This is a genomic window from Paraburkholderia sediminicola (assembly GCF_046027355.1).
Lineage (GTDB): Bacteria > Pseudomonadota > Gammaproteobacteria > Burkholderiales > Burkholderiaceae > Paraburkholderia > Paraburkholderia sediminicola_B.
The window spans coordinates 51,035-77,443 of the sequence record NZ_JAQQEK010000008.1; the positions used below are offsets into that span (position 1 = coordinate 51,035).

Genomic DNA, 26,409 nt, shown 5'->3' on the forward strand with positions numbered 1-26,409 from the left:
CGACGGTCGAAGGCCATGGTTATCCCCGTTGAACGAGCGCTTGCTCATCCTGCGACGCGCCATGCCGCGCAATCCGCCCAAAGAACGCATGACCCGGATCGTTGAAGCCGGGCGTCGATGGATGCCCGCTCGCGACGAGCGAATCGACGAACGCTTCGTCTTCGGCCGTCAACCGGTAGCGAAGCGCCGGCAGATAGTCCTGCCACTGTGCCTCCGTACGCGGGCCGCCAATGGTCGAACTGATGTAGCGGCTGTTGAGCACCCAGGCGAGCGCGAACTGCCCGGCGGATAGCCCGCGCGCTTCGGCATGCTCGCGCACGCGCCGCGCCAGTTCGAGCGATTCCGGACGCCACTCGGTCTGTTGCAAGCGCCGGTCACTGCGGCCCGCGCGCGTGTCCGCACCGGGCGTCGCGCCCGGCTCGTACTTGCCGGTCAGCACGCCGCGCGCGAGCGGGCTATAGGAAATCACGCCGAGCCCGTAGCGGTGCGCGGCCGTCAACTGTTCGGCTTCGGCCTGACGGTTGGCGATGTTGTAGAGCGGCTGGCTCGCCACCGGCGCGTCGAGTCCGAGCGCCTGCGCCGTGTGGCTGAACTCGGCGATCCTCCACGCCCGGTGGTTCGACAGTCCGTAGTAGCGCAGTTTGCCGGCCCGGATCAGATCGTTGAGCGCGCGCACCGTTTCCTCGACGGGTGTTTCGTGGTCTTCGCGGTGGATATACAGCAGGTCGATGTAGTCGGTATTGAGGCGTGTCAGGCTGGCGTCGACGGCGCGCACAATGTGTTTGCGCGATGCGCCTCGCGCGTTGACGTCGCCGTCCTGCAGCGGGTTGGCGAATTTGGTCGCCAGTACCCAGCGCTCGCGCTGGCCCGCGATGCTGCGGCCGACCACGCGCTCCGATTCGCCTTTGGCATAGACGTCGGCGGTATCGATCGAATTGACGCCTTGCTCCACGGCCTGATCGATGATGCGCGCGGCGGTCGTTTGGTCGGTGGGACCGCCGAACATCATCGTGCCGAGCGTCAGCGTCGAGACCTTGATGCCGCTCTTGCCGAGTTGTCTGTATTCCATGTGAGTGGGGTTCCGTGTGAGGATGAATCGAAAGGGGTTCAGCGTTGCAGCCAGACGTCGGCGAAGCTGGCCGACACGCCGTCCGGCGAGTTCGTATGGTTGTGCACCGCGCGCGAGTAGACGGTCAGATATTGCGGCGACACGAGGTTGATGTCCGGCAGATCGCGTTCGAGAATGCGCTGAATCTGCGAGAAGAGCTGCTTGCGCTTTGCTTCATCGGTTTCTTCGGCGACTTGCGAGAACAACTGATCGATCTCGGGATTGCTGTAATGGGACCCGTTGGTGAAAGGCACGCCGCGCCGGAAGTTGCTGGCCGTGTAAAGCCGCGCCACGCCCACCACCGGATCGAACAGATTGCTCATGCCGTTGATGGAAAAATCGAAATCGCGGTCGGTGTAGATGCGCTTCAGATAGGCCGGCAGATCCTGACTGCGAACGGTAACCGCAATGCCGACACGGGCCAGTGCCGACTTGACGTACGCGGCGGTGCGCGCGGGCAGATCGCCGATCGGCAGCGGATCGACGGTGAGGGCGAAGCGAGTGCCATCGGCTTTGCGTGGATAGCCGGCTTCGTCGAGCAGCGTGTTGGCGCGCTCCACGTTGAACGGATAGGGCGTGGGTGCGGGGTCGTAGTAGGGGCTCGACGGAATGATCGGGCTGGCCAGCGGCGTCGCATAGCCGTAGTAGATCACCTTGCGAATGACCTCGCGATCCAGCGCGGAGGCGATCGCCTGGCGCACTTTCGGATTCTTCAAAACCGGGTTGTCGAGATTGAACTCGATGCGCGCCACGCCCGCCTGAAACTCGTAGCCGCGAGTCTCGAGCCCGAGCTTCGGGTTGCTTTTCAGGCGTTCGAGATCGGACAGGGGCACGGGTGTGTCGCCGCTCAGGTCCACGGAGCCGTCCTCAAAAGCGACCGTACGCGCGGCGGGATCGTTGATCACCTTGACGACGATGCGATCGAGCCACGGTTTGCCTTTGTCCCAGTAGTCGTCGTTGCGCACGTATTCGATGTAGCTGCCGCGCACCCATTTGACGAAGCGAAACGGCCCGGTGCCGACCGGCGCGTTATTGGCGGGGTTGGTCAGCGCGTCGGTGCCTTCGTAGATGTGCTTCGGCACAATCGGCGTTTCCGACGAGGAGAACGCCTTGATCAGATACGGCGCCGGTTTCGACAGCGTAATGACGACGGTATACGGGTCGGGCGTCGCGATATCGGTGACGTTGGCGAAGGTGGTTTTGGCGCGCGGGTGGACTTGCCTCAGCGTCTGGATCGAGTACGCGACGTCGGCGGACGTAAAGGGCTTGCCGTCGTGCCATTTCACGCCGTGGCGCAGGTGAAAGACGTATCTGCGGCTGTCGTCGCTCACTTCCCACGAGGTGGCGAGCGACGCTTTGGGTTGAAACTTGAAGTCGTAGTCGAGCAGCCCTTCGACGACTTTCGGGCTGACCTTCAGGACATTGGTCGCGGTGGTCGCCAGGTCGACCAGTGCGGTCGGTTCCGGTGTGACGATGAAATTGAGCGTACCGCCGCGAGTCTGTGCCTGCGAAGGTTGAGCGGACAGCGCGGCGATCAACGTGATTGCGATTCCGAATGCGCTGCTGAGCAAGCGTTGGCCGCGACGGCGTAGCGCCGCCTGCGATGTGGCATGAGTCATCGTGTTATGTGCGAGAAGAGAAGAGGGGAACGAAGCCTGTCAGACGGTGGAAAGCGCCGGCGCATGTGCCGCGCGAGCGCGGCACGAAGGGGCGCGGGATCGACCCACGCGTCGAAATCGAAATCCGAAGGAATGAATCCCCACTCGAACAGAAAGTGATTGAAGTCGGCGAGGGCATGGGCCGCTTTCTGATCAGTACCGCAAGCCCGCTTCGCGCAACAACGGCAGCACGCGCTCACCGAAGAAATCGAGGTCCGGCTGAAAATCGAAGAAGCTCAGTTGTACGCCGTCGACGCCCGCTCGATGCAGCCGCACGATGTAATCGGCGATCTGCTGCGGCGAACCGACGATCGAGATATTGCCGCCCACCGCACGCGATGCCGCCTGATTGCGCTGCTCGGCGTTGCCACGCCATGCATGGGCGTCGCTGTCGAAACGATGGAAGCTGCCTTCGTCGCCATGCGCCACGATCGCGTCGCGATAGGCGCGTGCTTCCGCCGCCGTCTCGCGACAGATCACCATCGGATTGATCAGGGTGCGAATCTTGCGTCCTTGTTTCGCGGCGGCGGCTTTCACGCGCGCCGCGTGCGCCGGCAACGCGTCCAACGCGGCTTCAATCTCCGACCCGGCGGGGCTCGTGATGAAAACCACATCCGAGTAACGCGCGGCGAACTCGATGCCGGCATCCGAACCGGTCGCATTCACGAGCAGCGGACGCCCGTAGCGCGGCTTCGGGGTCACAAAGGCCTTGTCCAACTTCCACGTCGAAAGCTCGGGCGCGAAGCTGAAATTCTCCGGTTGCGCCCACAACTGCTGCACGGCGTCGAGAAACTCGGCAGCTAGTTCGTAGCGCCGGTCATGTTCGATTCGATGCCAGCCGAACATCTCATGCTCGATGGCACGATGCCCCGTGACCACATTGATACCCCAGCGGCCCTTCGAAATATGATCGAGTGTCGCCGTGAATTTGGCGAAATGCAACGGATGCCACGGGCCGTAGAGCACGTGACTGGTCGCCACCAGAATGATGCGTTCGGTGCGAGCGGTCATGGCGGCGAGCGACATGAACGAGTCCAGCGCTTCGCCGTTGAACACGCCGCCGTAGCCGCCCTTCGGCAGCCATTGCGAGAGTGCGAAGACGAGATCGAATCCCAATGCCTCGGCCTTCTGCACCAGTGCGAGGTTGTAGTCGAATGACCAGTCGGTGGTACGTGCAAGCGTCGAAGCACTCCAGCCGCCGGCCTGAATCGGCAGGAACAGTCCGAGGAGCAGGGGTTGTTCCAAGGCACGCGATACGGGGCTATCCGCGAATGCGGCGGGCGAGCGGACGGGAACGAAGGGTGAGGCGTCACGCGAATCTTCGGCGGAAGTCGTCGACGCGGGCGAGGGCGCAGCCAGAGTTGAGTGAGTCACAGTGATGGTCCGTGCGGATCGGCGTGAAAGCGCGTGTGTTCGGTGGAACAGGCTGAGATCCGCAGTAAATCACGCGAGGATTGGCAATGCCAAAGAACTAATTCTGCTTTCCAATCGAGGCGTCAACTGGTGGCCGGCCATGCTGCTGCAGCAGGATGGTTGTGCGCCATAACAGCGATTTTGCTTCGATATTTACGGTGTTTTTTGTATCGACGGCAAGGACTATGCAGTGCCTGCCGTATCCGCAAACGCGGCGCTATGAAACAAATAAGCAAAGTGAAATAACTTCGTTTGCATACGTCATTAGCGCCGCGATACTTGACTCGCTAATGGCGGTCTCAACCAGTCGCAAAGGACCCGCCACGATCTCATTCTCGCCGATCCGGCTCACGTCAACTCATCCATGCAGGAGGCGGCAACGCTTATGTCCACCCAGCTCGAATCGATAGCGACGCATGCTCCGGCCGTCGACGCGGACCTGGCTGGCGCCGACCAAACCGGAAGACAGCGCGGCCTCTCACGCGGCGCGTTGATCGCAGGCCTTGCCGCCGTCGCGTGGCTCGCGAGTGCGGCGCAAACCGAGTGGTGGCCAAGTCTCGACGACTGGCCCTATATGAAGGAATTCATTGCGCTGAAGCTGGTGCTTGCGGCATTCGCTATTGCAACCGCCATCGCCGGCGTGCGTGCCCCGTCTTCCGAGAAAGCGACGACGCGCACCGGCGCATGGCTTGGCGCGATGCCGTGGCTGCTCGCGCTGGCGCTCGGGGTCAGCGCGTGGGAGGCCGTCACGGCGCAACTCGAATGGTTGCCACGGCCCTTTTTCGCGCCGCCTCAAGCGCTCATCGGCGTCTTTGCCGAAGACTATCCGCGGCTCGGCACGAGTGTCGTGCATTCGTTCGGTTTGCTCGCATACGGCTACGTGCTGGGCGCAGCGGCGGGTTTCGTGACGGGTGTGAGCATCGGCTGGTCGCAGGCCGTGAGCTACTGGGTGCATCCCGTTCTGCGTCTGATTGGACCGCTGCCGGCCACCGCATGGCTGCCGCTGGCGTTCTTCTTCTTTCCGTCGAGCTTTAGCGCGAGCGTGTTCCTGATCGCGCTGGCCACCGCTTTTCCGGTTGCCGTGCTGACCTGGTCGGGTGTGGCCGGCGTCAACTCCGCTTACTACGACATCGCGCGCACGCTTGGCGCGAGACCCGCTTTCCTGATCCTGCGAGTCGCGATTCCCGCCGCGTTGCCGTCGGTGTTCGTCGGACTGTTCATGGGTCTCGGCGCGTCGTTTTCCGTGCTGATCGTCGCGGAGATGATGGGCGTGAAGGCGGGCCTCGGCTGGTATCTGCAATGGGCGCAGGGCTGGGCGGCGTATTCGAACATGTACGCCGCGCTGCTGGTGATGGCGCTGATGTGCTCCGGCCTGATCACGCTGCTGTTCCGCCTGCGTGACCGCTTGCTGGCCTGGCAAAAAGGATTGCTCAAATGGTAGCCGTACCCGAAGTATTGAATCAGCCGGCCGCCACGGTGCCGGTCCGCGATGGCGCGCGCATCGACGTGCGCCACGTCAGTCATCAATTCGCGCTGCGTGGCGCCGCATTGCCGGTGCTGCAGGACGTCAGCTTCGCGGTCGAGCCGGGCGAGTTCGTCGCGCTGCTCGGTCCGAGCGGCTGCGGCAAGTCCACCTTGCTGCGGCTGGTCGCCGGGCTCGATACGCCGACGCAAGGGACCGTGCACGCAGACGGCGTGGGAATCGCGGGCCCCGATCCGTCGCGCGTGGTGGTCTTTCAGGACCCGACCTTGTTTCCGTGGCGCACGGTGCGCGGCAACGTCGGCATCGGTCCACAAGCGCAGCGCAGGGGCTTTGCGCGGCGCAGCGCTCCGCAAGAGGGACGCGTGCAGCAACGAATCGACGCGGCGCTGGAACTGGTCGGTCTCAGTGAGTTCGCCGAAGCCTTTCCGCATCAATTGTCAGGCGGCATGGCGCAGCGCGTGGCGCTGGCCCGCGCGCTCGTCAACGACCCCGCGTTGCTGGTGCTGGACGAACCCTTCGGCAAGCTCGATTCGCTGACGCGCATCCGTATGCAGGGCGAACTCGCGCGACTCTGGCAGGACGCGCGGTTCTCCGTGTTGCTGGTCACGCACGACGTGGAGGAGGCGCTGTTGCTGGCCAATCGCGTGATCGTCTTCAGCGAACGGCCGGCGCGGGTAGTCGCCGAAGTTCGCAACGACGCGCCGTATCCGCGCCATCGCGACGATCCGAAACTGGTGGCATTACGGCGCGAGGTGCTCGCGCAACTCGGCCTCGACACCTGAACGAATAGAACAATCGATAAACGACCTGAGGAACAGTCACCATGAATCCCTACGATGAAGCCCCGCTGAGCCCGGCACGCCGCGCATGGTTGCGCAAGACGGCCTGGAGCGCGGGCGCGGCGGCGCTCGGCGGCGCCGCGCTGATGCCGGGCGCGCTGGCGTTTGCGCAAACACCGCAAGCGCCGCTCAAACCGCTCAAGCTCTCCTGGAACGCCGGCGCGATCTGTACCGCACCGGTGGCCGTGGCGGTGAAGCAGGGATTTTTTCAACGGCACGGTTTGCAGGTCGAGCTCGTGAATTTTTCGGGTTCGACCGATCAGTTGCTCGAAGCCATCGCAACAGGCAAGTCCGACGCGGGCGTCGGCATGGCGCTGCGCTGGATCAAACCGCTGGAGCAGGGCTTCGATGTGAAACTGACGGCCGGGATTCACGGCGGCTGCATGCGCTTGCTCGCGACGCGGGCCTCGGGCATCGTCGACGTGGCGGGGTTGAAGGGCCGCACGATCGGCGTCAGCGATATGGCGAGCCCGACCAAGAACTTCTTCGCGATCGTGTTGAAGAAGATCGGCGTGGATCCGGAGCGTGACGTGAACTGGCGTCAGTATCCGGCCAATCTGCTGGGCGAGGCGCTGAAGAAAGGTGAAGTACAGGCTATCGCGGATGGCGACCCGACCATCTGGACGATCCGCGAGTCCGATCACCTCTATGAAGTGTCGAACAATCTGTGCGGCGAATATCAGACGCGTGCGTGCTGCGTGCTCGGCGTGCGCGGCTCGCTGGTGCGCAAGGATCGCGCCACCGCGCAGGCTTTGACGCAGGCCTTGCTCGAAGCGACCGAGTGGACCGCCAATCATCCCGACGACGCGGCCACCATTTTCTCGGCCTATACGCCGTCCGCCGAGGTGAGCCAGCTGGCCGCGATGCTCAAGAGCCATACCGATCGCCACCATCCGGTAGGCGATGCATTCAGGAAGGAGATCTCGCTGTATGCCGACGACCTGAAAGCGGTCGGCGTACTCAATAGTGGGACCGATTCGAATCGCCTGGCGAATCGGGTGTTCTCGGATGTGCTGGCTTAACGCACACGATTGTCTCTTCATGCATCCGCGGCTGAGCGCATCGCCGCCGCGACTGGACTGATCGAGCCGCATCGGCAATACGCCGCCAACCAGGAAAATTGATTGATGACACAGACTGCCTATCCCGACCACGAGGCGAGCCGCACACTTGAACTGCTCGGACCGGCGCCGGACAACTGGGTGCCGGACCAGCCAGGCATCGACCACAACGTGCTGATTGTCGGCGGCGGCCAGACCGGCTGTGCATTCGCGTTCGCGCTGCGGCGAGCCGGCATTGGCCGTGTCAGCGTGATCGATGCGGCCGACGATGCATCGACAGCCGGCGTGTGGCGCACCCGCGCACGCATGAACAAGCTGCGCACGCCGAAGTCGCTGGTCGGGCCGGAAGTCGGTCTACCGGGGCTCGGTTTTCAGGCGTGGTATGAAGCGCGCTTCGGCGCGGCGGCATATCGCGAGATCGATCGTATTCCGCGCGAACAGTGGGCGGACTATCTGGCGTGGTACCGCGAATTTCTCGAGATCCCGATTCGGTACGCGACACGGCTGATCAGAATCGAGCCAGTAGGCGGGCACTTCCGCTTGCACCTCGAGGTCAATGGTAATGCGAAAGTCGAGACCGCCCGCAAGGTGTTGCTGTGCAACGGCGTCGCGGGCAACGGTGGCGCGTTTGTGCCGCGCGTGTTGGCGCAGTTGCCCGCGTCGCTTGTCGCGCATACGTCGCAGGCCATCGACTTCGCCCCGTTGCGTGGTAAATCGGTGGCGGTGCTCGGCGGTGCGGCGTCCGCCTTCGATGCCGCGGCGACCGCGCTGGAAGCGGGCGCGGCCGGCGTGCATCTGTTCGTGCGCCGCGCCACGCTGGCGGCCGTACCGGTATCGCGCGCGCGTGCTTACCCCGGTGCTTACGACAACTACTTCGATCTGCCTGACGCATTGCGCTGGGCGCAGGCGCTTCGCTTCAAGCGCTCGGGATCGACGGCGCCGCTGGACTCGATCGAGCGTGTCACGCGCTTTCCGAATTTCCATCTACATCCTGGCGCGCAATGGGAATCCGCGCGTGAGGAAGCAGGGCACATCGTGGCGCAAGTGTCGGACGAAACGTTTCGATTCGACTTCGCCATCGCCGGCACCGGCTATTTCATCGATCCGTCGGCGCGGCCGGAACTGGCCGGGTTCGCGCCGCAGATCCGGCTGTGGCGCGATCAGTACACACCTCCCGCGAGCGACGCCGATGAAGGGCTCGGTGCGCATCCGTATCTCGGCGCGGCGCTCGAGTATCTGGAGAAGTCGCCGGGACAGGCGCCGTATCTGAAGGACCTTCACGTCTACAATCCGGCAGGTTTCGTCAGTGCCGGCGTGCCGGTCGGCGACGTGCCGAGCATGAAGCGCGATATTCCAGCGGTGGTCCGGCGCATTAGCCGCGATCTGTTTCTCGCGGATATCGGCTCACATGCGAAGCGCCTAGCCGCGGAGATTCCTGCTGACTTCGACGAGTCCGCGTATGCGTCGAGCGTATGGCAGCGTGAGGCTTCGAACGCCTGATGCGGCAGGTGAGAATGAGTAGTTGAAAAACACGCGGGCGTCGGCGACGCCCGCAACCGCAGTTGTAGACCAAAATTCGTTCACACCAGATCCAGCACTCCGAGCCATGCCTGGCCGATTACCTCATGCGAGGCGTCGGCATGAGGCGGATGGAAGGCCCGGGCACGGACATCGCGATACAGGCCGCTCCAACTCGGCCTGTCTTGCCAACGCTCCCGCTCCCGCAATTTGCAGTGAGAGATTCACGACGCGCAGTGCGCCGTCCACCGCGTGCTGCTTCGCGGCCAGAAGCCTGGCGATTCTCGTTCGCCCTCTCAACCGGCACGCTCGCACGCAGAAATCCGGCTTCCTTCAACTCCTCGGTGTCTTCGTAAAAGAATCGATTCTCGCGATCGTACAGCGCGGCGCGCGTGCCGATCCGCTCAAGCAGGGCCTCGAAGTACCTATCCTCAGGAACGACGTAGATGATTATCGGCAGCAGTTCCGAGCGCACGCCAATATCGATTGGGTATTTGCAAAGCGATACGAGTGCGTTGCGTCGCGGCCGCGTGGATGCATCTGTGATAGCAGGCAAATGCATCACGCGCTGCGAATCGCCCAACCTTCAACTATAGGCAAGTAGCAACGGCCTTCGAAATAAGCTTTTGTTCGAACCAAAGTGCTTCTTTCATGGACTCTTTTTGCCGTGACGGCGACTAATCGAATCGCACGCCAACGCATATGCATGCGCTGAATCGTTGGTTGCCGACGCCGCATCGATGCTGCTTTCATGGACCACGCCATCGACCCCAAGGAGAAGGACGCCATGAGTACAGTGCTCGAGCAACAGCATCAGCAATCCGCCGCTCATCAGGAGCTTCGCGTACGCCGATACAAGCCATTGATCGGCGCGGTGATCGAAAACGTCGACCTGTCAAAACCGCTGAGTGATGACAACCAGCAAACGGTGAGGCAGGCACTGGTCGAGCATGGCGTGATCTTTTTTCGCGAACAGACGCTTACGTCAGAACAGCATGTCGCGCTTGCGCGGATCTTCGGCACCCCGATCCGCAAGAATATCTATCTGCCGGCCGTCGAGGGCTTTCCGGAGATCGAGGTCATCGCCCACAGCGATAAAACACAATCGGGCGGCACCGACAACTGGCACGTCGATGTTTCATGGCAGTCGCAGCCGCCCAAAGCCACCGTCCTCCACGCGCAGGAGATTCCTGAGGGGGGTGGCGGCGACACGATCTGGACCTCGTCGGCGGCAGTCTACGACTTGCTGGATCCCAATCTGGCCCGCTACTTCGAGAAGCTGAAAGCAGTGAATACCTTCATTGCGTCGCCGAAGAAGAACGCGCTGTCCGATCTGCTGAGCGGCTACGACATTCCCGAAGGCACGAGCGAGCAGAGTGTGGAGGCCGGGTTGGCGCGGGTGCGCGATGCCTCGCAAAAGTATCCGCCCATCGAAGTGCCGGTCATCAAGACACACCCTGAAAACGGCCGCAAGCTGGTGTTCGTCAATGAAGGGCATACCAGCCATCTGCTCGGCGTGTCGAAGACGGCCAGCCAGAGTCTGCTGAATTATCTCTACGACCTGATCAAGACGCCGGAAGTGCAGGCCCGCTTCGAATGGCGCGCCGGCGATGTCGCGATCTGGGACAACCGTCAGGTGCAGCATTACGCGGCGCGCGACTACGGGTCGGCGCGCCGGCGTATTCACCGCATCACGCTGGAACACGACGGCGTGTTCTGAGCGGCGCACGTCCACCGTCAACGTTGGATCACGGAGATCGAAGCATGAAGCCAACCGCGCGTCACTTGCGGCATCGTGTTGCTCGCCTGTTTTATCTGCCGGCGCTCGTCGCAGGCCTGGTGTCTTTCGGAAACGCCGCGCTGGCGCAAACCCCCGAGAAGCTCGAACTGCGCTATCAGGGGTGGGCCAGCAAGGTGTTGTATCCCGAACTCGCCGAAGACCTGGGCTACCTTGCGCCGATCAAACTCAAATGGGTGGGCAATACGATCAGCGGGCCGCAGGACATCCAGGCGGCGGTCACCGGCGACGTCGATTTCGGCGGTGCGTTCAACGGTTCGATCGTCAAGCTGGTGGCGGCGCATGCGCCCGTCAAGGCGGTGATTTCCTACGTCGGCACCGACAAGGAGACCAATGGCGGACTGTTCGTGCTGCAAGGCAGTCCGATTCATAGTGCGCGTGACCTGATCGGCCGGAAGGTCGGCGTGAATACGCCGGGTGCTTACGAACAATATTTGGTGACCGCGTATCTCGAGAAGGCCGGCCTGTCCAAGGAAGAGATCCAGCGGGTGGTGTTCGTCGCCGCGCCGCCGGTCAATCTCGCGCAGTTGCTCAGGCAGAAGCAACTGGATGCCGTGTTCCTCGAAGACATCATCAAGGACAAGCTGCTCGCGGACGGCGGTGCGACGCTGCTGACCACCGACTATCAGCTCTTCGGCTCGTTCGGCTATGCGAGTTATCTGTTCACGGACCGCTTCATCGCGCAGAACCCGAACACGGTGCGCAAATTCGTCGACGGTACGGCGCGCGCGATCGAATGGTCGAAGAACACGCCGCGTGCGGAAGTGGTCGCGCGTCTGAAGAAGATCGTGGAGACGCGGCATCGCAATGAAGACACCTCGATCGTCAACTACTGGAAATCGGCCGGCGTGGGCGGCAAGGGCGGCCTGATCGACGCCAACGACTTCACGACCTATATCGACTGGTACGTGAAAAACGGGGTGCTGAAGCCCGATCAGGTGAAGCCCGAAAACATCTATTCGAATCAGTTCAATCCGTTCAACCAGTCGGTGGCGGCCCATTAGGCGGCTACCGCGTCGAATCACGAGGCCCGGGAATATGGGTGCTGCAATCGGCGTGCGCAACGTCACGAAGGGATTTCATCTCAAGCGGCGCGGACACTTCAGCGTGCTGGAGGACGTGTCCTTCAACGTTCAGGCGGGCGAGTTCGTTACGCTCGTCGGTCCGAGCGGCTGCGGCAAGACGAGCTTGCTGGATCTGGTCGCCGGGCTCGCGAAGCCGGATCGCGGGCAGATACTGATCGACGGCAAGGCGATTGAAGGACCGGGGCTCGATCGTGGCATCGTGTTCCAGCAATACGCGCTCTTTCCGTGGAAGACGGCGCTCGGCAACATCGAGTTCGGTCTGGAAGCGAAGGGCGTTCCCAAGGCGGAGCGTGCCGCGCGTGCCCGTTCGTTTCTCGATCTGGTCGGCCTCGGTGGGTTCGGGGACCGGTATCCGCATGAGCTATCCGGTGGCATGAAGCAGCGCGTAGCGATCGCTCGCGCGCTGTCCTTCGAGCCCGCCGTGCTGCTGATGGACGAGCCGTTTGCCGCGCTCGACGCGCAGACGCGCGAGACCTTGCAGGACGAACTGCTGCGCATCTGGCAACGCACCGGTACGACAGTCGTGTTTATCACGCATTCAATCGATGAGGCGATCTATCTCGGCCAACGGGTCCTCGTGATGGCGGCCGCACCCGGTCGTATCACCCATGCGCTCGATGTGCATCTCCAACGTGACGACCTGTCCGAAGATCTGCGCTCGACCACGGAATTCGTGCGGCTCAGACACGAGATCTGGCAATTGACGCATCAGCGGCGGGCGGTGTCGCGCCTCGCTGTCGCGCATGCGGCTTGATACAGGAAGGAGTTTGAGTGATGAGTACCTTATCGACACGAATCTCGTCGGCAAACTCGCTTGCCTCGGGTGTCGTCACTGCGTTGCCGCGCGTGCTGCGTGGCAGCGTAGCCATCGTCGCCTTCTGTGCGCTGTGGGAGCTTCTGCCGCGCGCGGGATGGGTCGATGCGACGTTCTTGCCGCCGTTCTCGACGGTGCTCGGCGCGCTGTTCGAGATGGTGCGCTCGGGCGAGCTCTCCGAACATCTGATTGCCAGCGCGACGCGAGCCGTGGGCGGCTTTGCGATCGCGGTGGCCATCGGCGTGCCGCTCGGTCTTGTGATCGGCTGGTATCGCACGCTTGCGGAGATCCTCAATCCGCTGCTCGAGTTGTTTCGCAATACGGCGCCGCTCGCGCTGCTGCCCGTCTTTGTGCTGGTGTTGGGCATGGGCGAGACCTCGAAAGTCTCGATGGTCGTGTACTCGTGCATCTGGCCTGTCGTACTCAACACAGTGAGCGGCGTGCGCAATGTCGATCCATTGCTGATCCGCTCCGCGCTCTCGATGGGGCTGACTCCGTTGCAGCTCTTTCGAAAGGTCGTGCTGCCCGCGTCGGTGCCGACTGTTTTCACGGGCATTCGCGTCGCGGGCGCTTATTCCATTCTCGTGCTGATCGCGGCCGAGATGGTGGGCGCGAAAGCGGGACTCGGCTACCTCGTCAACTACTCGCAATTCACGTTCGAGATTCCGAAGATGTATGCGGGCATTGTCACGCTCGCGCTTCTCGGTCTCGTGTTCAATCACGCCGTCCTGCTGGCGGAACGGCGGCTGACGGCCTGGCAGGGCGAACGCTGAGCGTTCAACTTCGCCGGGCACCCGGCGCATCACTTAGGGAATGTCTTTCATGACGGACAATGCGGGAAAACACGCCCGGCCGCCGGTGACGGCCGCGGACAGCGGGGTGCGGCACGATGCCGAGGTCCTCGTGATCGGCGGCGGTCCGGCCGGCGCATGGGCGGCGATTAGCGCAGCGGCCAATGGCGCGCGCGTGGTGCTGGCGGACAAAGGATTTTGCGGCACGTCGGGCGCGACCGCGCCGGCCGGCACGGGCGTCTGGTACGTGCCGCCCGGCGACGACGCGCGCGGCCACGCGAAAGCGAGCCGTTTCAAGCTGGGCGGAGAACTCGCCGAACAGTCATGGATGGATCGCGTGCTCGAGCAGACCTGGATCAACGCGCAGCACCTGGCCGAGTGGGGCTATCCCTTCCCGGTCGACGAAGACGGCCAGCAACGACGCACGTCGTTGCAAGGACCCGAGTACATGCGCCTGATGCGCAAGCGCGTCAAGGAAGCCAACGTCCGCATACTCGATCACAGCCCGGCGCTGGAACTGCTGGTCGATGAAAGCGGCGCGGTAGCCGGTGCGGCGGGCGTCGATCGCCAGGCCGGCGACGCGTGGATCGTGCGCTCGGGCGCAGTCGTGATCGCGACGGGCGGCTGTGCGTTTCTCAGCAATGCGCTGGGTTGCAACGTGCTCACCGGCGACGGCCAGCTGATGGCCGCCGAAGCCGGGGCGGCGCTGTCGGGCATGGAGTTTTCGAACGCTTATGGCCTTGGGCCGGCGTTTTCATCGGTGACGAAATCGCTATTCTATAACTGGGCGACGTTCTACTACCGCGACGGGTCCGTGATCCCGGGCGCGGGTTCGTCGCACGGGCGTGGTGTGATCGCCCAGACGCTGCAAACCCAACCGGTGTTCGCCTGCCTCGATCGCGCCGACGAACAGATTCGCGCCTGGATGCGCACGGCGCAACCGAACTTCTTCCTGCCGTTCGACCGGCTCGGCATCGACCCGTTCACGCAGCATTTCCCTGTCACACTGCGTCTCGAAGGAACGGTGCGCGGCACCGGCGGCCTTCATCTGATCGACGAGACATGCGCGACCTCGGTCGAGGGGCTGTATGCGGCCGGCGACGCAGCCACGCGTGAACTGATCTGCGGCGGCTTTACCGGCGGCGGCAGCCATAACGCCGCGTGGGCCATGTCGTCCGGCTTCTGGGCCGGTGCGGGCGCGGCGGACCATGCCCGTTCGCGTGGGCCCGGCGGCCGCCAGGGCCGGGTGTTGCGTGCGGGTGGCGCAGGACTACGCGACGGCGGCGGCACGGCGCCTTACGACAGCAATGAGGTGATTCGCGGCGTGCAGCACGAAGTGTTTCCGACGCAGCGCAACTGGACTCGCCAGGGCGATCTGCTCGACGACTCGCTCTCGCGGCTCGATGCGCTATGGCATCGCGTGCGACGTGCCGCTCCGGCGCGAACTGCGCTGGATGCCGTGCGCGCGCGTGAAGCGGCGGCGATGCTGGCCACTTCGCGCTGGATGTATCGCAGCGCGCAGCAACGCACGGAGACGCGCGGGATGCATCGGCGCCGCGAGCATGCCGCACTCGACCCGTCGCAGAGGCAGCGTCTGTTGAGCGGCGGACTGGACGAAGTCTGGATCGACAGGCTGAGCGTGCCGCGGCCAATTGCCCAAACCGAAGGAGTGGCGGCATGATCGAAATCGTCGACAGCGGGCGCTGCACCGGCTGCAACATCTGCGTGCGCGCCTGTCCCACCAATGTGTTCGACGCCGTGCAAGACGGCGTGCCCCGTATTGCCCGTCAGGACGATTGCCAGACCTGCTTCATGTGCGAGCTGTATTGTCCGGAGGACGCACTGTTCGTCGCGCCGCAGGTCGAGCCGATGCCGGTCGGTGAACTCGGCGAAACGGTGTTCGGGCACTACCGGCGCGCAGTCGGCTGGGGGCGCCAACGGCAGTCGACCGCGAACCAGGACGCGAGCTACGAGTTGCTGGTTCGGGCGCATTGAACGAGCGCACGGGGCGCGCATCGAGGCGCGCCGGGTCGAATCCAACTCGTCAGAGCGCGAGTCGCCCCTCGGACGCAATGAGGGACAGCGGGTTGCGCTGGCTCTGCACTTCGCGCGCCTGCAGCGCCTCCGGCAGCGATGTCTTGTCGCCCGCGCGGCCGATCGCGATAGCAGCCTCGATCGAATAGATGTCGGGTACGGCGAGCGCCTGGCGGATCTTCTCGCGCTCGATGCCGGCCAGACCGTGTGCATGCCAGCCGGAGAGGCTGGCCTGTAGCGCCAGATAGCCCCACGCGGCGCCGGTATCGAACGAATGAGTCGGCGCGGGGACTTCGGCCGCGCCGCCGGGCGACGTGAACGTGCTCTTCGACAGCACGATAACAATCGCCGCCGCGTGTTGCGCCCAACCCCGATTGAATTCGTTGAGGAATCCGAGGAATTGGTCCCAATGAGGCGTGTCGCGTCTTGCATAGACGAATCGCCAAGGTTGGGAATTATAGGAAGAGGGCGCCCAGCGGGCCGCTTCGAGAAGCGTCAGCAAGGTGGCTTCGGGGATGGGATTAGAACGGAAAGCGCGCGGCGACCAGCGGTCGAGGAATTGCCGGTCGATCGAATGTTCGGCCGTACGTGCGTTCGATGTCGTCATGGATGGTTGCTCCTGGGAAGAAAGTAATCGACGCTCGAGCCTGAGGGGCAGGGGTGCCCCAGGCGATGCCGGATCACTTTATCCGAGCGCTCTGCGTGACTGAACCGATTTATTCTCGCAACGTTATTCCGCCATCGATTCGACTTTGCCAATCCGGCTCGACGTGTGTCTTCATGCCCGAAGTCATGTCGAAGCGTCTTTCTGCGCGCGGCGTGATTAGCGTTGAATGCATTTTCCGAAAACCAATCCACAAAACCTTGTTTGCGCTTCCATTTTCAGGCCGCTAGATTCATTGGTAGGGCAATGAATCGACGGAGGCCACATGGCCACGCTTTCAACGACGCTGATCTGGGGCGGCCTTCGGCATCCTGTGCGAAGTCTGCGAAAGCAATGGTCAAATCGCGCACCCGTCATGTCTGAACAAACCACGCGCGAGACACCCACCGCCGGCTACGCATGCCAGTCTCCCGAACGGCTCGAACGCATCGCGGCTTACGCACGCTGCGGCTATTTCCATATGGAATACACCGCGGGCATGTTTGTCGTGCCGCTCGACATGCCATCGGAATGAGCTCGCGGCGGACGGTGGCGTGGAGCAGGTGGCCGCGAGCCGGAGCGACCAAACCGATGCTTCTTTAGAAATCACAATTAATTGGTTCGGCTTCGGCCGCGTCTCTTTCATAGTGTCTCCTGATGGCTATAGGCGGTTGCTTTCGCCGGTGCCTTGAACCAGCGCGTAAGAATTCGCGCGATATCGAAGGAGACGTCATGACGCTTGAACTCGCAGAACGACCCACCCACGCGCTGCTCGAAGCCGCCCGCTCCCACGCGACCGAAGCCGGCCTGTCCTACGCGGGCGGCGTGTCGCCGCAGGCTGCGTGGGCGCTCGTCCAGGCCGGCGACGCGGTACTGGTGGATGTGCGCACTGCCGAAGAACGCAAATTTGTCGGACTCGTGCCGGACAGTCTGCATGTCGCCTGGGCAACCGGCACCAGTTTGACGCGCAATCCGCGCTTCGTGCGTGAGCTGGAAGCCAAGACTGGCAAAGATGCGGTCGTGCTGTTGCTGTGCCGCAGCGGCAACCGCTCGGCGCTAGCCGCCGAGGCCGCCGCGAAGGCCGGTTTCACGCAGGTCTTCAACGTTCTGGAAGGCTTTGAAGGGGAACTGGATGAGGCGCAACGGCGCGGCGCCAGCAATGGTTGGCGTTTTCACGGGCTCCCGTGGATTCAGGACTGAAGCGAACCGGGTCGTCCACGCTGCACTTTACGGGGAGTAACCGCTGTGGCTGTGTTTGATGTCGATGAGATTGTTGAAGCGCTTCAGACGGTCCGCCAGCAATGGCGCGAAGTGCAGAAGCGCTCGCTCGAACCGGGCGGGCGCGAATTGCCGGGGCGCGAGGCGCTCGCGGAGATCATTGATACACTCAAAGGCGTGCTCTTTCCGATGCGGCTCGGGCCACCCGATCTGCGTCAGGAAAGCGAAAACTTCTACGTCGGGCATGCGCTCGACGCCGCGCTGCACGCGCTGCTCGCCCAGGCGCGGCTGGAGCTGCACTACCGCAGCCGGCATCAGCCGCCGCCCGCCGACACGATCGAGACTCAGGCGGCCATCGCGGTGCGCGCGTTTGCGGCGCGCCTACCGGCGATTCGCACCTTGCTCGACAGCGACGTGTTAGCGGCGTTTCACGGCGATCCCGCGGCGGGCAGCGTGGACGAAGTGCTGCTCTGCTACCCGGGCGTGCTGGCGATGATTCACCACCGGCTCGCCCACGAGCTTTATGGGCTGGGCCTGCCGCTGCTGGCGCGGATCGTCGCCGAGCTCGCGCATGCGCAAACCGGTATCGACATCCATCCCGGCGCGAAGATCGGCGCCGGCTTCTTCATCGATCATGGAACGGGTGTAGTGATCGGCGAAACGGCCGTCATCGGCGAACGGGTGCGCCTCTATCAGGCCGTCACGTTGGGCGCGAAGCGCTTTCCACGCGATGCACAGGGGCATCTGGAGAAAGGCCACGCCCGTCATCCGATCGTCGAGGACGACGTCGTGATCTATGCGGGCGCGACGATTCTCGGACGCGTCACGCTCGGACAGGGTTCGGTGATCGGCGGCAATGTGTGGCTGACACAGGACGTCGCGCCGGGTTCGCATGTGACGCAGGCGGTGTCGCGCAACGAAGGCACGAGCGCTGCCGCGGGTCTCGACCGTACACCGCGCGTTCACGCAGGCGCTGAGCATATCGCGGCGGCGGGGGCCGCGCGATGAGCGGACTCGTCAGGGAGTTCGGCGCCGCCGTGCGGCGCCTTCGCGAGGCACGCGGCTGGTCGCAGGAGCAATTGGCCGAGCACGCCGGACTCAACCGATCGTATGTCGGCGAGATCGAACGCGGTTCCGCCATCGCGTCGATCGTCACAGTCGATAAGCTGGCCCGCGCGTTCCAGGTGCCGATCGAACGCCTGCTCAATCCATCTTCCGACGGCGCGGACATCTCCGCACTCGCGCATCCCGCACGTGTCGACCCGGTCCCAGCGAGTTAGCAGACCTTCGGTTGCCGTCTATAGCATGTTGAAGGGCCGGGGTTGCCTCCCGATAATCACTTTCGCTCATAAGCTTTCCCGTTTTTCTTCTATCAACCCCGGAGCTTCAGATGACAGCAACAGTGGGCGGCCTGACGGCGCTCGGCGATACCGCAGCACGGCAACTAGCCAATGCCACCAAAACCGTTCCGCAACTCGCCACGATCACGCCGCGTTGGCTGACGCATCTGCTGCAATGGCTGCCGGTCGAGGCAGGCATTTATCGTCTGAACCAGGTGAAGAATCCCGAAGCCGTGGTGGCCGCCTGCACCGCACGCGAAGACGAGAGTATTCTGCCGCGCACCTTCGTGCCCTACGAAGAGCAGCCGCGCGAGTATTTCCTGAATGCCGTCAGCACGGTGCTCGACGTGCACACGCGGATCTCGGATCTGTACAGCAGCCCGCACGATCAGATCAAGGAACAACTGCGCCTCACGATCGAGACGATCAAGGAGTTGCAGGAAAGCCAGTTGATCAACAACCCGGACTACGGCCTGCTCGCGAATGTGGCCGAAGAGCAGCGCGTGTTTCCGCTGACCGGCGCGCCGACCCCCGACGATCTCGACGAATTGCTGACCAAGGTATGGAAAGAGCCGGCGTTCTTCCTGACGCATCCGCTCGCGATCGCCGCCTTCGGCCGTGAATGCACGCGCCGTGGCGTGCCGCCGCCGACCGTCAGCCTGTTCGGCTCGCAGTTCCTGACGTGGCGCGGTATTCCGTTGATTCCGTCGGACAAGGTGCCGGTCGCCGACGGCAAGACCAAGATCCTGCTGCTGCGCGTGGGCGACAAGCGCCAGGGCGTGGTCGGCCTGTTCCAGCCGGGCGTGGCCGGCGAGCAGGGTCCGGGTCTGTCGGTTCGCTTCATGGGCATCAACAATCATGCGATCGCGTCGTATCTGATCTCGCTCTATTGCTCGCTCGCGGTGCATTCGCCGGACGCGCTGGCAGTTCTCGATGACGTGGAGATCGGCAAGTACCATGACTACCCAGACACCTACAAGTAAGCCCATGGACAGCGTCCTGCCGCACGATGTGCCGACCGGTCCGCCTGGGGGTTTGCCTGCGGGCTTGCCGGATCCAGCGACGTTGGCGTCGCTGGCCAATGCGTTCTTCTCGGCATTGCCGGGCAACGCCGCGCACGCGGGCGCGACGCCCGGTGTCGCGGGCACGCTGCCGTTCACGGCGCCCGTGACCAGCGAAATCAGCAATCCGGCTCCGGCCGGCTCGCCACTCGCGGGCCCGGGCGGCACGGGCACCGGCGTGCCCGGCGCAGCGTTGCCGCAAGGCCATGTGCCTGGTGGCAACCTGCTGCCCTCGGCGCCGACGCAGGTGCTCTCGCTGGGTAATCGCGCGCCCGCCTTGGCGCCACATGCCACGGCGGCGAACGGCTTGCCGGATAATGTGGTGACCGTTGCGCCCGCACTCGATCCGCGCTTTGGCGGAGCCGCGCTGGGTGTGCCAGAGGGACATGGCGCACAGCGTCCGTCGGCCGGCGGTGCGTCGCCCGCGTCAGTTGCGTCGCCGGTCTCGCCGGCATCTGCATCGCCGTATTATTTTCTGGGCGAATCGGGCCAGCCTCACTCGTCGACAGCGGCGTCGCCGGATATCGTCGTGCCGGTGTGGAACGAGGTGAGTGCGCAATCGTTCGGTCTGCCCGCTGTCGATGAACCGCTTGCCGAGCAACGTTTCCCGTACGACCGTCCGGCCGCCTCGCACGCGGCGTCGACCCCGAGGCCGTCGCAGCATACGGACGGCGCGCATTATTTTCTGAACCTGAATGAGCCGTCGCGCTTTCCTGCGCAGACATCCGGCGCGGCGCACGGCGTGCCGCATGCCGGGCCGTCGGCCCATCCGCCATTCGATGTGAATGCGATCCGCCGGGATTTCCCGATCCTGCAGGAGCGTGTCAACGGCCGTCAGCTCGTGTGGTTCGACAATGCGGCGACCACCCACAAACCGCAGGCGGTGATCGACCGGCTGGCGTATTTCTACGCGCATGAAAACTCGAACATTCATCGCGCGGCGCATGCGCTGGCCGGCCGCGCCACCGACGCCTATGAGGCCGCACGCAGCAAGGTGCAGCGTTTCATCGGCGCGGCGTCGCCGGAGGAAATCATTTTCGTGCGCGGCACCACCGAGGCGATCAACCTGATCGCAAAGACGTGGGGCGTGAAGCATGTCGGCGAGGGCGACGAGATCATCGTCTCGCACCTCGAGCATCACGCCAACATCGTGCCGTGGCAGCAGCTTGCCGCGCAAACCGGCGCGAAGCTGCGCGTGATTCCGGTGGACGACAGCGGCCAGGTCCTGCTCGACGAATATCGGCGGCTGCTCAACGACCGGACGAAGATCGTCTCGGTCACGCAGGTGTCCAACGCGCTCGGCACGGTCGTGCCGGTCAAGGAAATCGTCGAACTGGCGCATCGCGCGGGCGCGAAGGCGCTGGTCGACGGCGCGCAGTCGGTGTCGCATATGCGGGTGGACGTACAGGCGCTCGACGCGGACTTTTTCGTGTTCTCGGGTCACAAGGTGTTCGGTCCGACCGGCATCGGCGTGGTCTACGGCAAGCGCGCGATTCTGGAAGACATGCCGCCGTGGCAGGGTGGCGGCAACATGATCGCTGACGTGACTTTCGAGCGCACCGTGTTCCAGCCTCCGCCGAATCGTTTCGAAGCCGGCACGGGCAATATCGCCGATGCGGTCGGGCTGGGTGCGGCAATCGACTACGTTCAGCGCGTCGGCATCGAGAACATCGCGCGCTATGAGCACGATCTGCTGGCTTATGCGACGAGCGTGCTGCAACCGGTGCCCGGTGTGCGTCTGATCGGCACGGCGCGCGACAAGGCCAGCGTATTGTCCTTCGTGTTGAAGGGCTACGAGACCGAGGAAGTGGGGCAGGCGCTGAACGAAGAGGGCATCGCCGTGCGCTCGGGGCATCACTGTGCGCAGCCGATCTTGCGGCGCTTCGGCGTCGAAGCGACCGTGCGGCCGTCCCTCGCGTTCTACAACACTTGCGATGAAGTCGACGCGCTGGTGTCGGTGGTGCGAAGGCTGTCGTCACGACGTTGACGATAAGCGGCGGTCGCGATGGCCGCCGCTTTTCTCACTCTCACTTGCGCAATGGCTTTTTCAAACCAGCGGGTTGGCGTTAGACGCGTTGTGTGCGCGTCGCTGATTGAAGCACGCGAACTTCGGCTCGACTAACGCGCGGGAGCAGTGATCACGGCTTTGACCGCTTGCCAGTATTGCGCCGTGACGGCAAGCTCCCCAAAGAACTCACTCCGGCGCCAGTCAGCTCGGCGACGCCACGACCCGCTAGCGCGCGACGCTCAATCGAGTCCGCGCACGGGCCGCCACCACGCCGCTATACGGAGCGGCTTGGCGGCGGCACATTAGCGGAGTGCCGGGTTAGGCGTCAGTGTCGAAGGAAGCGTTCTGGCCTGCATCAGCGGTCGATGCAGGCGCCGCTTGATCAGCGGAACCGTTTGCACCTGACGAGGCGGACTGCCCGGCGGTGGCGTCTGGCGCTACCGGAGCAGTCTGTTGTGCCTGCGGCTGCGTCCCGGCCTAACCCGTTGTCATGCCCGCGCTCCACATCCATCGATTCAAGGCTGCGTGGTCGGCCGAAGTCAGTGGGCGAGACTGCGTGGCGGAGATCTGCCCATCGCTGCCGACGGTATAGGCCCGTGCGCCAGAACGATCAACCTTTGTGACATTGCGGCTACCGTCCCCGTTGTAGTCGACCATCGTGAGCGTGCCCGTGCCTTCGTTGCGGTCGAAGGCGATGGAAGCGGTTGGTTGGCCCTTCGAATCGTAGTCGAACTTCTCGCCCACGTTGCCGAGATCGTTGTATGAATAGACGGAATGGCCGCCGTCCGGCTTCCGCACGGTCGTGTCCCCAACGCGGCCGGACAGCGGATCGTAATCGTCTGTCTCGGTCTCACCGCCGCCCATCATCTGTTTCCGCGTCAGCTGGTTGTCTGCGTTGTAGTGTTCGACCACCGGTTGCCCGTTGTTGGGCCTCATGACCTGGCGGCTGCCGTCCGGAGCGTACTGGACGATCACATCCGGCCCTCCTGCCGGGACGTAATGCCTGGCGGAGACAATGCGCCCGTTTTTGTCGAAGTTCTGCTCGTATCCCACCAGGTTCTGGTCGTTGTACGCATAGCTCGTCTTGCTGCCATCCGGATGGGTGATGTCCTGATTGGTCAGGCGGTTGTTGCCTGGATCGTAGTAGTTGTTCTGACCACCGAGTGCTGTTTCCGCACCGACCGGCTGCGGCGGTGCAATCTTCGCCGCGCGCTCGCTGTGCTCCTTGAACGCCTGCTGATCCGTCGCGCTGAACGTCATGGGCTGCTCCACGGACCGGTTGCCGTCCTTCTTGATGGTCACGCGCGTGCCGTTTCCATCGGCGCGCACCGAATCCAGCGTGCGGCTGCCGTCCTGGTTGTAATGCGTGTGTGACGAAACCCGTCCCGAGCCGGGATCGTAACGGTACTTGTCAACAGGGTTTCCCTTGGCGTCGTAGTCGCTCTGCAAGCCGATCTTGCCCTGATCGTTGAATGAATACAGCGTCTTGCTGCCGTTCGGACGTGTTACGACTTGATTCGTGTCGACTCCCTCGTTGGGGTCGAAATAGTCTTTTTGGGTTTCCCGGCCTTGGGAGTCGTACTGCGTCATCAGCTTGGTCCGGTTTTCCGCGGAGAAGAACGCATCTTCCCCTTTCATGGTGGGGCCGAATTGCGTTTCCATGCGCGAGCCGTCCGGACGGTAGCCGCGCTCAGTGCCGGAACCGTCGGCGTTGAAGTCGCTCTGCTGAATCGTCTTTCCGCCACCGTCCGTTACGTTGACGCCATAGCTGCCGTCAGGGCGGTAGTATGAGTAGTTGGCCGTCCGCAACGGCTTGCCTTGCGAGTCGACTGTCTGCGATTGCAGGCGCTTGCCATCCTTGAAGGTCTGTGTGGACACGTCGCCGGACGGCCACGTCTCGGTCATTGACGTGATGTCGCCGTGATCGTCGCTGTTGTAGTGAACCGTCGGTTGGCCGGGTTCGATAGGCGCGGATCCGCTCATGCTGCCGTCAGCGTTGTACTCGCTGCCGGCGCCGACATCACTCGGAATGTTCGCGAAAGATCCCATGAAGCTGGAGATGAGCCGGTTCTGGATTTGCGTTTCCGTAAGACCAGCGTTGGTGTTCTTTGCGTAGGCTTCGTCGAAATATGGGAAGAGCGCTGATGAACCAGCTCCTGTGAGCTTTGTCCCCGGCCGATCTGGCGTCGCTGTGTTCTGCTCGACTTCCCGAGCGATCTTCCATTGATTGCCTTCCGCTACAGCCTGGGCTCTTATATACCTCGTGGCCGCCTGGTTATATGCGTCCGGATCGCGGGGATTGACACCGTAATTTTGTGCGAATGCCCTCTCTTTGGGATCGTCGAGAAAATGGCTTAGCTCGTGAGACAAGGTTCCGAGCAGCTCAGTATCGTCATCATTGAGCAATTGCGGAGTCAAGATGACTTGTTTGCGAACCGGATCAAATTGCGTATACGAGTCGCTGATCACCGCAATAGGCCGGTACGCGCCGCTCTTGATTCGTTCATCTGCTTCATGGATATCCGAGACGAAGGTCGGACTCGCGTTGATCAGCTTGAGCTGATTCGGCGTAGGTTTCATGTCGCCCCAGAGGACTTCCTGGCCGGTGACAGGTTGCAGGTTCACGCTCATGGTGTCATCCTTTTCAGTCAATTGAGGGCATGCCGTCCCGAGCTGCAGTGCGCGGCTCGACAGGGTTAGATCGGCGGCATGGCCGCGCGTGCGCGGTAAGGGTAGGGTGTGCTTCTGCGGATTTTCGTGGCGGTAGCTGTTCATGCGGCACCGATAACGTGCTGAAGGATTTGTGCTGCGCGCCCGGATAAGGCTGCCGCACGCTGGCATTTCGAAAAACGATCGGCCAGAAGGGTGTGCCGGGACTCTTCGCGCCAAAGCGCGGCATCGGGCGCACCTTACTGGCAGCGTTCCAGCAGCGGCGCCCATTGCTCGGGGTGTTCCATTCTGAAACCGCAGGACGCGGGTTTGATTCGCTACAGCCATGACCACATTGAGGTGTTGGATAGGCCGGGAATCGAAAAGCGTGTGTGCGAATGTTATGGCGTAGTGAAGCGCGAATTCGCCCAGTTGTTACCCGCTCTGAAAGCGCCATGGACAGGGCGTGAACTGTTTTTCATCCGTCGATCGCGTGGCTGATCGACGCAACTATTGATGAAAGCACTTGGGTCAGGTCCTAATCGATCGGCCTTGACGCCTGCATTCAATCTATTCTCTTCAGATATTCCCACGGATAAATCCCTTGCGCGTGCCCGTCGCTGAACACGATCTGCATGCCGTAGCCCATCGGCTGCATGTCGACGATCGCGATACGCGGCGAATCCAGTCGCGCCTCGCCCGTATGCGCCAGCCGGCGGCATGTCGAGCAAGGGCAGCGCTCTCTCAACGTTGTGTTGTCGATCGATTGCGTGCGTCCGTCATCCCACGTCAGGGACAATCGCCCGCTCGCGGCGTGGACCGTGATCTGTTGAGGGGCGTTCATCGCTGTGTGCTTTCGATTTGAGTCAAGGCGATCCGCGCCGCCTTGCGGACTTCCGGATCGGGATCCGTCGCGGCCGCCTGCAAGGCTGGCAGCGACGCCGCGTCGCCCAGTTCGCCGAGCGACAAGGCTGCTTCCTTGCGCAAATTGCTGATCGCGTGCGTCAACAGCGATGCGACCGCCGCGCTTGTGCTTGCGTCGCGTAGTTTGCCCAAGGCACGGACCGCTTGCAGCCGGACTTGCCAGTAGTCGTCATCGAGCGCCTCGATCAGCGCATTGCGCGCGGCCGTCGCGCGCAGTTTGCCGAGCGTGGCCGCCGCTTCTTCACGGACCTGCCATGCGGCATCGCGTAGGGCGCCCAGCAACGCGACAACGGTGTCTTCGGTCGACGCCGCGCCGATGCCCAACGCGCCGATCGCCGCGCGCCGCACGGCGGCATTCGGATCATGCGTGGCGATGCTGGTCAGCGGCCCGAGAGCGCGCTCGCTTTTCAGCCAGCCGAGCACGCTCACGGCCTCGAGCCGCACGAGGTCCTCGCTCGCTGTCAGTGCGTCCAGCGCCGGTTCCAGTGCGCCCGCATAGCGCAATTCACGTAGTCCGCGAAGCACGGCCTGGCGCACGAACGGATCCTGATGCGTGCTCCAGGCTGCGAGCAGCGGCCCTGATTGTGGGTCCTTCAAACCGGACAGACTTTGCGCGGCCGCTTCGCGTACCTCGTCTTCTGGATCCACTAGCGCCTCGCAGAGCGCCTCGACCGCATCGGCACGTTCCCACGCACCAAGCACCTGGGCGGCCTGCGCGCGAACTTCCGAAGACGTGTCGTGACGCAAGGCGGCGACAATCGGTTCGAGCACGGTTTCGTCCTCGAGGTCGGCGAGCGCCAGCAGGGCGATGCGGCGCACGGCGGCGTCCGTGGATGTCAAACGCGGCAGCAGTTCGGCGGCTTCCGGATCGAGAGAGTCGGGGTCGAACGTCAGCGGAAGCGAGATATCGGTCATGAATGAAGTGATGTCTGGAGTGGAACGGATAGGGCCATGACGCAAGTAA

General features: G+C 63.4%; 23 protein-coding genes and 1 pseudogene. 17 read left to right on the forward strand and 7 right to left on the reverse strand.

Features of this window, described 5'->3' with window-relative positions; genetic code table 11:
- Positions 1-19 precede the first annotated feature (19 nt).
- From PQR42_RS15580 to PQR42_RS15590, 3 genes are all read right to left on the reverse strand, one after another.
- Positions 20-1,069, reverse strand: a complete 1,050-nt coding sequence (locus PQR42_RS15580) for an aldo/keto reductase (RefSeq protein WP_408386730.1) — start codon at positions 1,067-1,069, stop codon at positions 20-22.
- A 38-nt stretch (positions 1,070-1,107) separates the two neighbouring features.
- Positions 1,108-2,727, reverse strand: coding sequence for an ABC transporter substrate-binding protein (locus PQR42_RS15585; RefSeq protein ID WP_408386729.1), 1,620 nt, complete (start codon positions 2,725-2,727; stop codon positions 1,108-1,110).
- Between the two features lie 192 nt (positions 2,728-2,919).
- Complete coding sequence (locus PQR42_RS15590) at positions 2,920-4,125, reverse strand: LLM class flavin-dependent oxidoreductase (protein ID WP_408205698.1); 1,206 nt, start codon at positions 4,123-4,125, stop codon at positions 2,920-2,922.
- A 439-nt stretch (positions 4,126-4,564) separates the two neighbouring features.
- On the opposite strand from PQR42_RS15590, the gene PQR42_RS15595 reads away from it, so the two are divergent.
- The 10 genes from PQR42_RS15595 (at position 4,565) to PQR42_RS15640 (ending at position 15,563) form a co-directional block, all read left to right on the forward strand.
- A complete protein-coding gene (locus PQR42_RS15595) occupies positions 4,565-5,620 on the forward strand; it encodes an ABC transporter permease (RefSeq protein ID WP_408205613.1) in 1,056 nt (351 codons plus the stop codon).
- Positions 5,614-6,444, forward strand: coding sequence for an ABC transporter ATP-binding protein (locus PQR42_RS15600; RefSeq protein WP_408205612.1), 831 nt, complete (start codon positions 5,614-5,616; stop codon positions 6,442-6,444). The genes PQR42_RS15595 and PQR42_RS15600 overlap by 7 nt, the downstream gene beginning before the upstream one ends.
- A 41-nt stretch (positions 6,445-6,485) precedes the next feature.
- On the forward strand, positions 6,486-7,523 hold the full coding sequence (locus PQR42_RS15605) for an ABC transporter substrate-binding protein (RefSeq protein ID WP_408205611.1): 1,038 nt from the start codon (positions 6,486-6,488) through the stop codon (positions 7,521-7,523).
- Positions 7,524-7,628: 105 nt separating this feature from the next.
- Positions 7,629-9,062, forward strand: a complete 1,434-nt coding sequence (locus PQR42_RS15610) for an NAD(P)-binding domain-containing protein (protein ID WP_408386727.1) — start codon at positions 7,629-7,631, stop codon at positions 9,060-9,062.
- A gap of 805 nt (positions 9,063-9,867) precedes the next feature.
- Positions 9,868-10,800 carry a TauD/TfdA dioxygenase family protein gene (locus PQR42_RS15615; protein ID WP_408386725.1) on the forward strand — a complete coding sequence of 311 codons (933 nt, stop codon included), beginning with the start codon at positions 9,868-9,870 and terminating at the stop codon, positions 10,798-10,800.
- 44 nt (positions 10,801-10,844) lie between these two features.
- Positions 10,845-11,882, forward strand: a complete 1,038-nt coding sequence (locus tag PQR42_RS15620; protein ID WP_408386723.1) for an ABC transporter substrate-binding protein — start codon at positions 10,845-10,847, stop codon at positions 11,880-11,882.
- A 34-nt stretch (positions 11,883-11,916) separates the two neighbouring features.
- Positions 11,917-12,717, forward strand: a complete 801-nt coding sequence (locus PQR42_RS15625; RefSeq protein ID WP_408386722.1) for an ABC transporter ATP-binding protein — start codon at positions 11,917-11,919, stop codon at positions 12,715-12,717.
- Positions 12,718-12,737: 20 nt separating this feature from the next.
- Entirely contained in the window at positions 12,738-13,550 is an 813-nt protein-coding gene (locus PQR42_RS15630; RefSeq protein ID WP_408205606.1) for an ABC transporter permease, read from the forward strand.
- A 49-nt stretch (positions 13,551-13,599) separates the two neighbouring features.
- Positions 13,600-15,249 (forward strand): FAD-binding protein, encoded by a 1,650-nt coding sequence (locus PQR42_RS15635; RefSeq protein ID WP_408386720.1) that lies wholly within the window; start codon positions 13,600-13,602, stop codon positions 15,247-15,249.
- Positions 15,246-15,563, forward strand: a complete 318-nt coding sequence (locus PQR42_RS15640) for a 4Fe-4S binding protein (protein ID WP_408205604.1) — start codon at positions 15,246-15,248, stop codon at positions 15,561-15,563. Before PQR42_RS15635 ends, PQR42_RS15640 begins: the two co-directional genes overlap by 4 nt.
- Positions 15,564-15,612: 49 nt before the next feature.
- Here PQR42_RS15640 and PQR42_RS15645 read toward each other — a convergent pair whose 3' ends face one another.
- Entirely contained in the window at positions 15,613-16,209 is a 597-nt protein-coding gene (locus tag PQR42_RS15645; protein ID WP_408386718.1) for a nitroreductase family protein, read from the reverse strand.
- Between the two features lie 412 nt (positions 16,210-16,621).
- Here PQR42_RS15645 and PQR42_RS15650 point away from each other — a divergent pair, with 412 nt between their 5' ends.
- From PQR42_RS15650 to PQR42_RS15675, 6 genes are all read left to right on the forward strand, one after another.
- The gene (locus tag PQR42_RS15650) at positions 16,622-16,780 is read left to right on the forward strand and encodes a hypothetical protein (RefSeq protein WP_408205602.1); all 159 of its coding nucleotides are present in this window, start codon (positions 16,622-16,624) and stop codon (positions 16,778-16,780) included.
- 197 nt (positions 16,781-16,977) lie between these two features.
- Positions 16,978-17,445 carry a rhodanese-like domain-containing protein gene (locus PQR42_RS15655; protein WP_408386716.1) on the forward strand — a complete coding sequence of 156 codons (468 nt, stop codon included), beginning with the start codon at positions 16,978-16,980 and terminating at the stop codon, positions 17,443-17,445.
- A 45-nt stretch (positions 17,446-17,490) separates the two neighbouring features.
- Positions 17,491-18,471: a serine O-acetyltransferase EpsC gene (epsC, locus tag PQR42_RS15660; protein WP_408205600.1), complete on the forward strand. Its 981-nt coding sequence runs from the start codon at positions 17,491-17,493 to the stop codon at positions 18,469-18,471.
- A complete protein-coding gene (locus PQR42_RS15665; RefSeq protein WP_408205599.1) occupies positions 18,468-18,743 on the forward strand; it encodes a helix-turn-helix domain-containing protein in 276 nt (91 codons plus the stop codon). The genes epsC and PQR42_RS15665 overlap by 4 nt, the downstream gene beginning before the upstream one ends.
- 110 nt (positions 18,744-18,853) lie before the next feature.
- Complete coding sequence (locus PQR42_RS15670) at positions 18,854-19,786, forward strand: family 2A encapsulin nanocompartment shell protein (RefSeq protein WP_011493308.1); 933 nt, start codon at positions 18,854-18,856, stop codon at positions 19,784-19,786.
- On the forward strand, positions 19,761-21,851 hold the full coding sequence (locus PQR42_RS15675; protein WP_408386714.1) for a family 2A encapsulin nanocompartment cargo protein cysteine desulfurase: 2,091 nt from the start codon (positions 19,761-19,763) through the stop codon (positions 21,849-21,851). Before PQR42_RS15670 ends, PQR42_RS15675 begins: the two co-directional genes overlap by 26 nt.
- A 498-nt stretch (positions 21,852-22,349) precedes the next feature.
- Here the strand turns inward: PQR42_RS15675 and PQR42_RS15680 are convergent, their stop codons facing one another.
- Entirely contained in the window at positions 22,350-24,647 is a 2,298-nt protein-coding gene (locus PQR42_RS15680; RefSeq protein WP_408386713.1) for a hypothetical protein, read from the reverse strand.
- A gap of 183 nt (positions 24,648-24,830) precedes the next feature.
- Here PQR42_RS15680 and PQR42_RS15685 point away from each other — a divergent pair.
- Positions 24,831-25,022: pseudogene (locus PQR42_RS15685) on the forward strand (hypothetical protein); the annotation flags it as partial.
- A 64-nt stretch (positions 25,023-25,086) separates the two neighbouring features.
- Here the strand turns inward: PQR42_RS15685 and PQR42_RS15690 are convergent.
- Positions 25,087-25,365 (reverse strand): DUF971 domain-containing protein, encoded by a 279-nt coding sequence (locus PQR42_RS15690; protein ID WP_408386711.1) that lies wholly within the window; start codon positions 25,363-25,365, stop codon positions 25,087-25,089.
- Entirely contained in the window at positions 25,362-26,360 is a 999-nt protein-coding gene (locus tag PQR42_RS15695; RefSeq protein WP_408386709.1) for a HEAT repeat domain-containing protein, read from the reverse strand. The genes PQR42_RS15690 and PQR42_RS15695 overlap by 4 nt, the downstream gene beginning before the upstream one ends.
- Between the last annotated feature and the right edge of the window lie 49 nt (positions 26,361-26,409).

Coding starts and splice junctions, on each gene's coding strand:
- PQR42_RS15650 (WP_408205602.1), top strand. CDS start 16,622: ATGTCTGAACAAACCACGCGCGAGACACCCACCGCCGGCTACGCATGC.
- PQR42_RS15585 (WP_408386729.1), bottom strand. CDS start 2,727: ATGACTCATGCCACATCGCAGGCGGCGCTACGCCGTCGCGGCCAACGC.
- PQR42_RS15695 (WP_408386709.1), bottom strand. CDS start 26,360: ATGACCGATATCTCGCTTCCGCTGACGTTCGACCCCGACTCTCTCGAT.
- PQR42_RS15635 (WP_408386720.1), top strand. CDS start 13,600: ATGACGGACAATGCGGGAAAACACGCCCGGCCGCCGGTGACGGCCGCG.
- PQR42_RS15640 (WP_408205604.1), top strand. CDS start 15,246: ATGATCGAAATCGTCGACAGCGGGCGCTGCACCGGCTGCAACATCTGC.
- PQR42_RS15610 (WP_408386727.1), top strand. CDS start 7,629: ATGACACAGACTGCCTATCCCGACCACGAGGCGAGCCGCACACTTGAA.
- PQR42_RS15680 (WP_408386713.1), bottom strand. CDS start 24,647: ATGAACAGCTACCGCCACGAAAATCCGCAGAAGCACACCCTACCCTTA.
- PQR42_RS15605 (WP_408205611.1), top strand. CDS start 6,486: ATGAATCCCTACGATGAAGCCCCGCTGAGCCCGGCACGCCGCGCATGG.
- PQR42_RS15655 (WP_408386716.1), top strand. CDS start 16,978: ATGACGCTTGAACTCGCAGAACGACCCACCCACGCGCTGCTCGAAGCC.
- PQR42_RS15645 (WP_408386718.1), bottom strand. CDS start 16,209: ATGACGACATCGAACGCACGTACGGCCGAACATTCGATCGACCGGCAA.
- PQR42_RS15675 (WP_408386714.1), top strand. CDS start 19,761: ATGACTACCCAGACACCTACAAGTAAGCCCATGGACAGCGTCCTGCCG.
- PQR42_RS15690 (WP_408386711.1), bottom strand. CDS start 25,365: ATGAACGCCCCTCAACAGATCACGGTCCACGCCGCGAGCGGGCGATTG.
- PQR42_RS15580 (WP_408386730.1), bottom strand. CDS start 1,069: ATGGAATACAGACAACTCGGCAAGAGCGGCATCAAGGTCTCGACGCTG.
- PQR42_RS15670 (WP_011493308.1), top strand. CDS start 18,854: ATGACAGCAACAGTGGGCGGCCTGACGGCGCTCGGCGATACCGCAGCA.
- PQR42_RS15630 (WP_408205606.1), top strand. CDS start 12,738: ATGAGTACCTTATCGACACGAATCTCGTCGGCAAACTCGCTTGCCTCG.
- PQR42_RS15625 (WP_408386722.1), top strand. CDS start 11,917: ATGGGTGCTGCAATCGGCGTGCGCAACGTCACGAAGGGATTTCATCTC.
- PQR42_RS15600 (WP_408205612.1), top strand. CDS start 5,614: ATGGTAGCCGTACCCGAAGTATTGAATCAGCCGGCCGCCACGGTGCCG.
- PQR42_RS15595 (WP_408205613.1), top strand. CDS start 4,565: ATGTCCACCCAGCTCGAATCGATAGCGACGCATGCTCCGGCCGTCGAC.
- PQR42_RS15620 (WP_408386723.1), top strand. CDS start 10,845: ATGAAGCCAACCGCGCGTCACTTGCGGCATCGTGTTGCTCGCCTGTTT.
- PQR42_RS15615 (WP_408386725.1), top strand. CDS start 9,868: ATGAGTACAGTGCTCGAGCAACAGCATCAGCAATCCGCCGCTCATCAG.
- PQR42_RS15665 (WP_408205599.1), top strand. CDS start 18,468: ATGAGCGGACTCGTCAGGGAGTTCGGCGCCGCCGTGCGGCGCCTTCGC.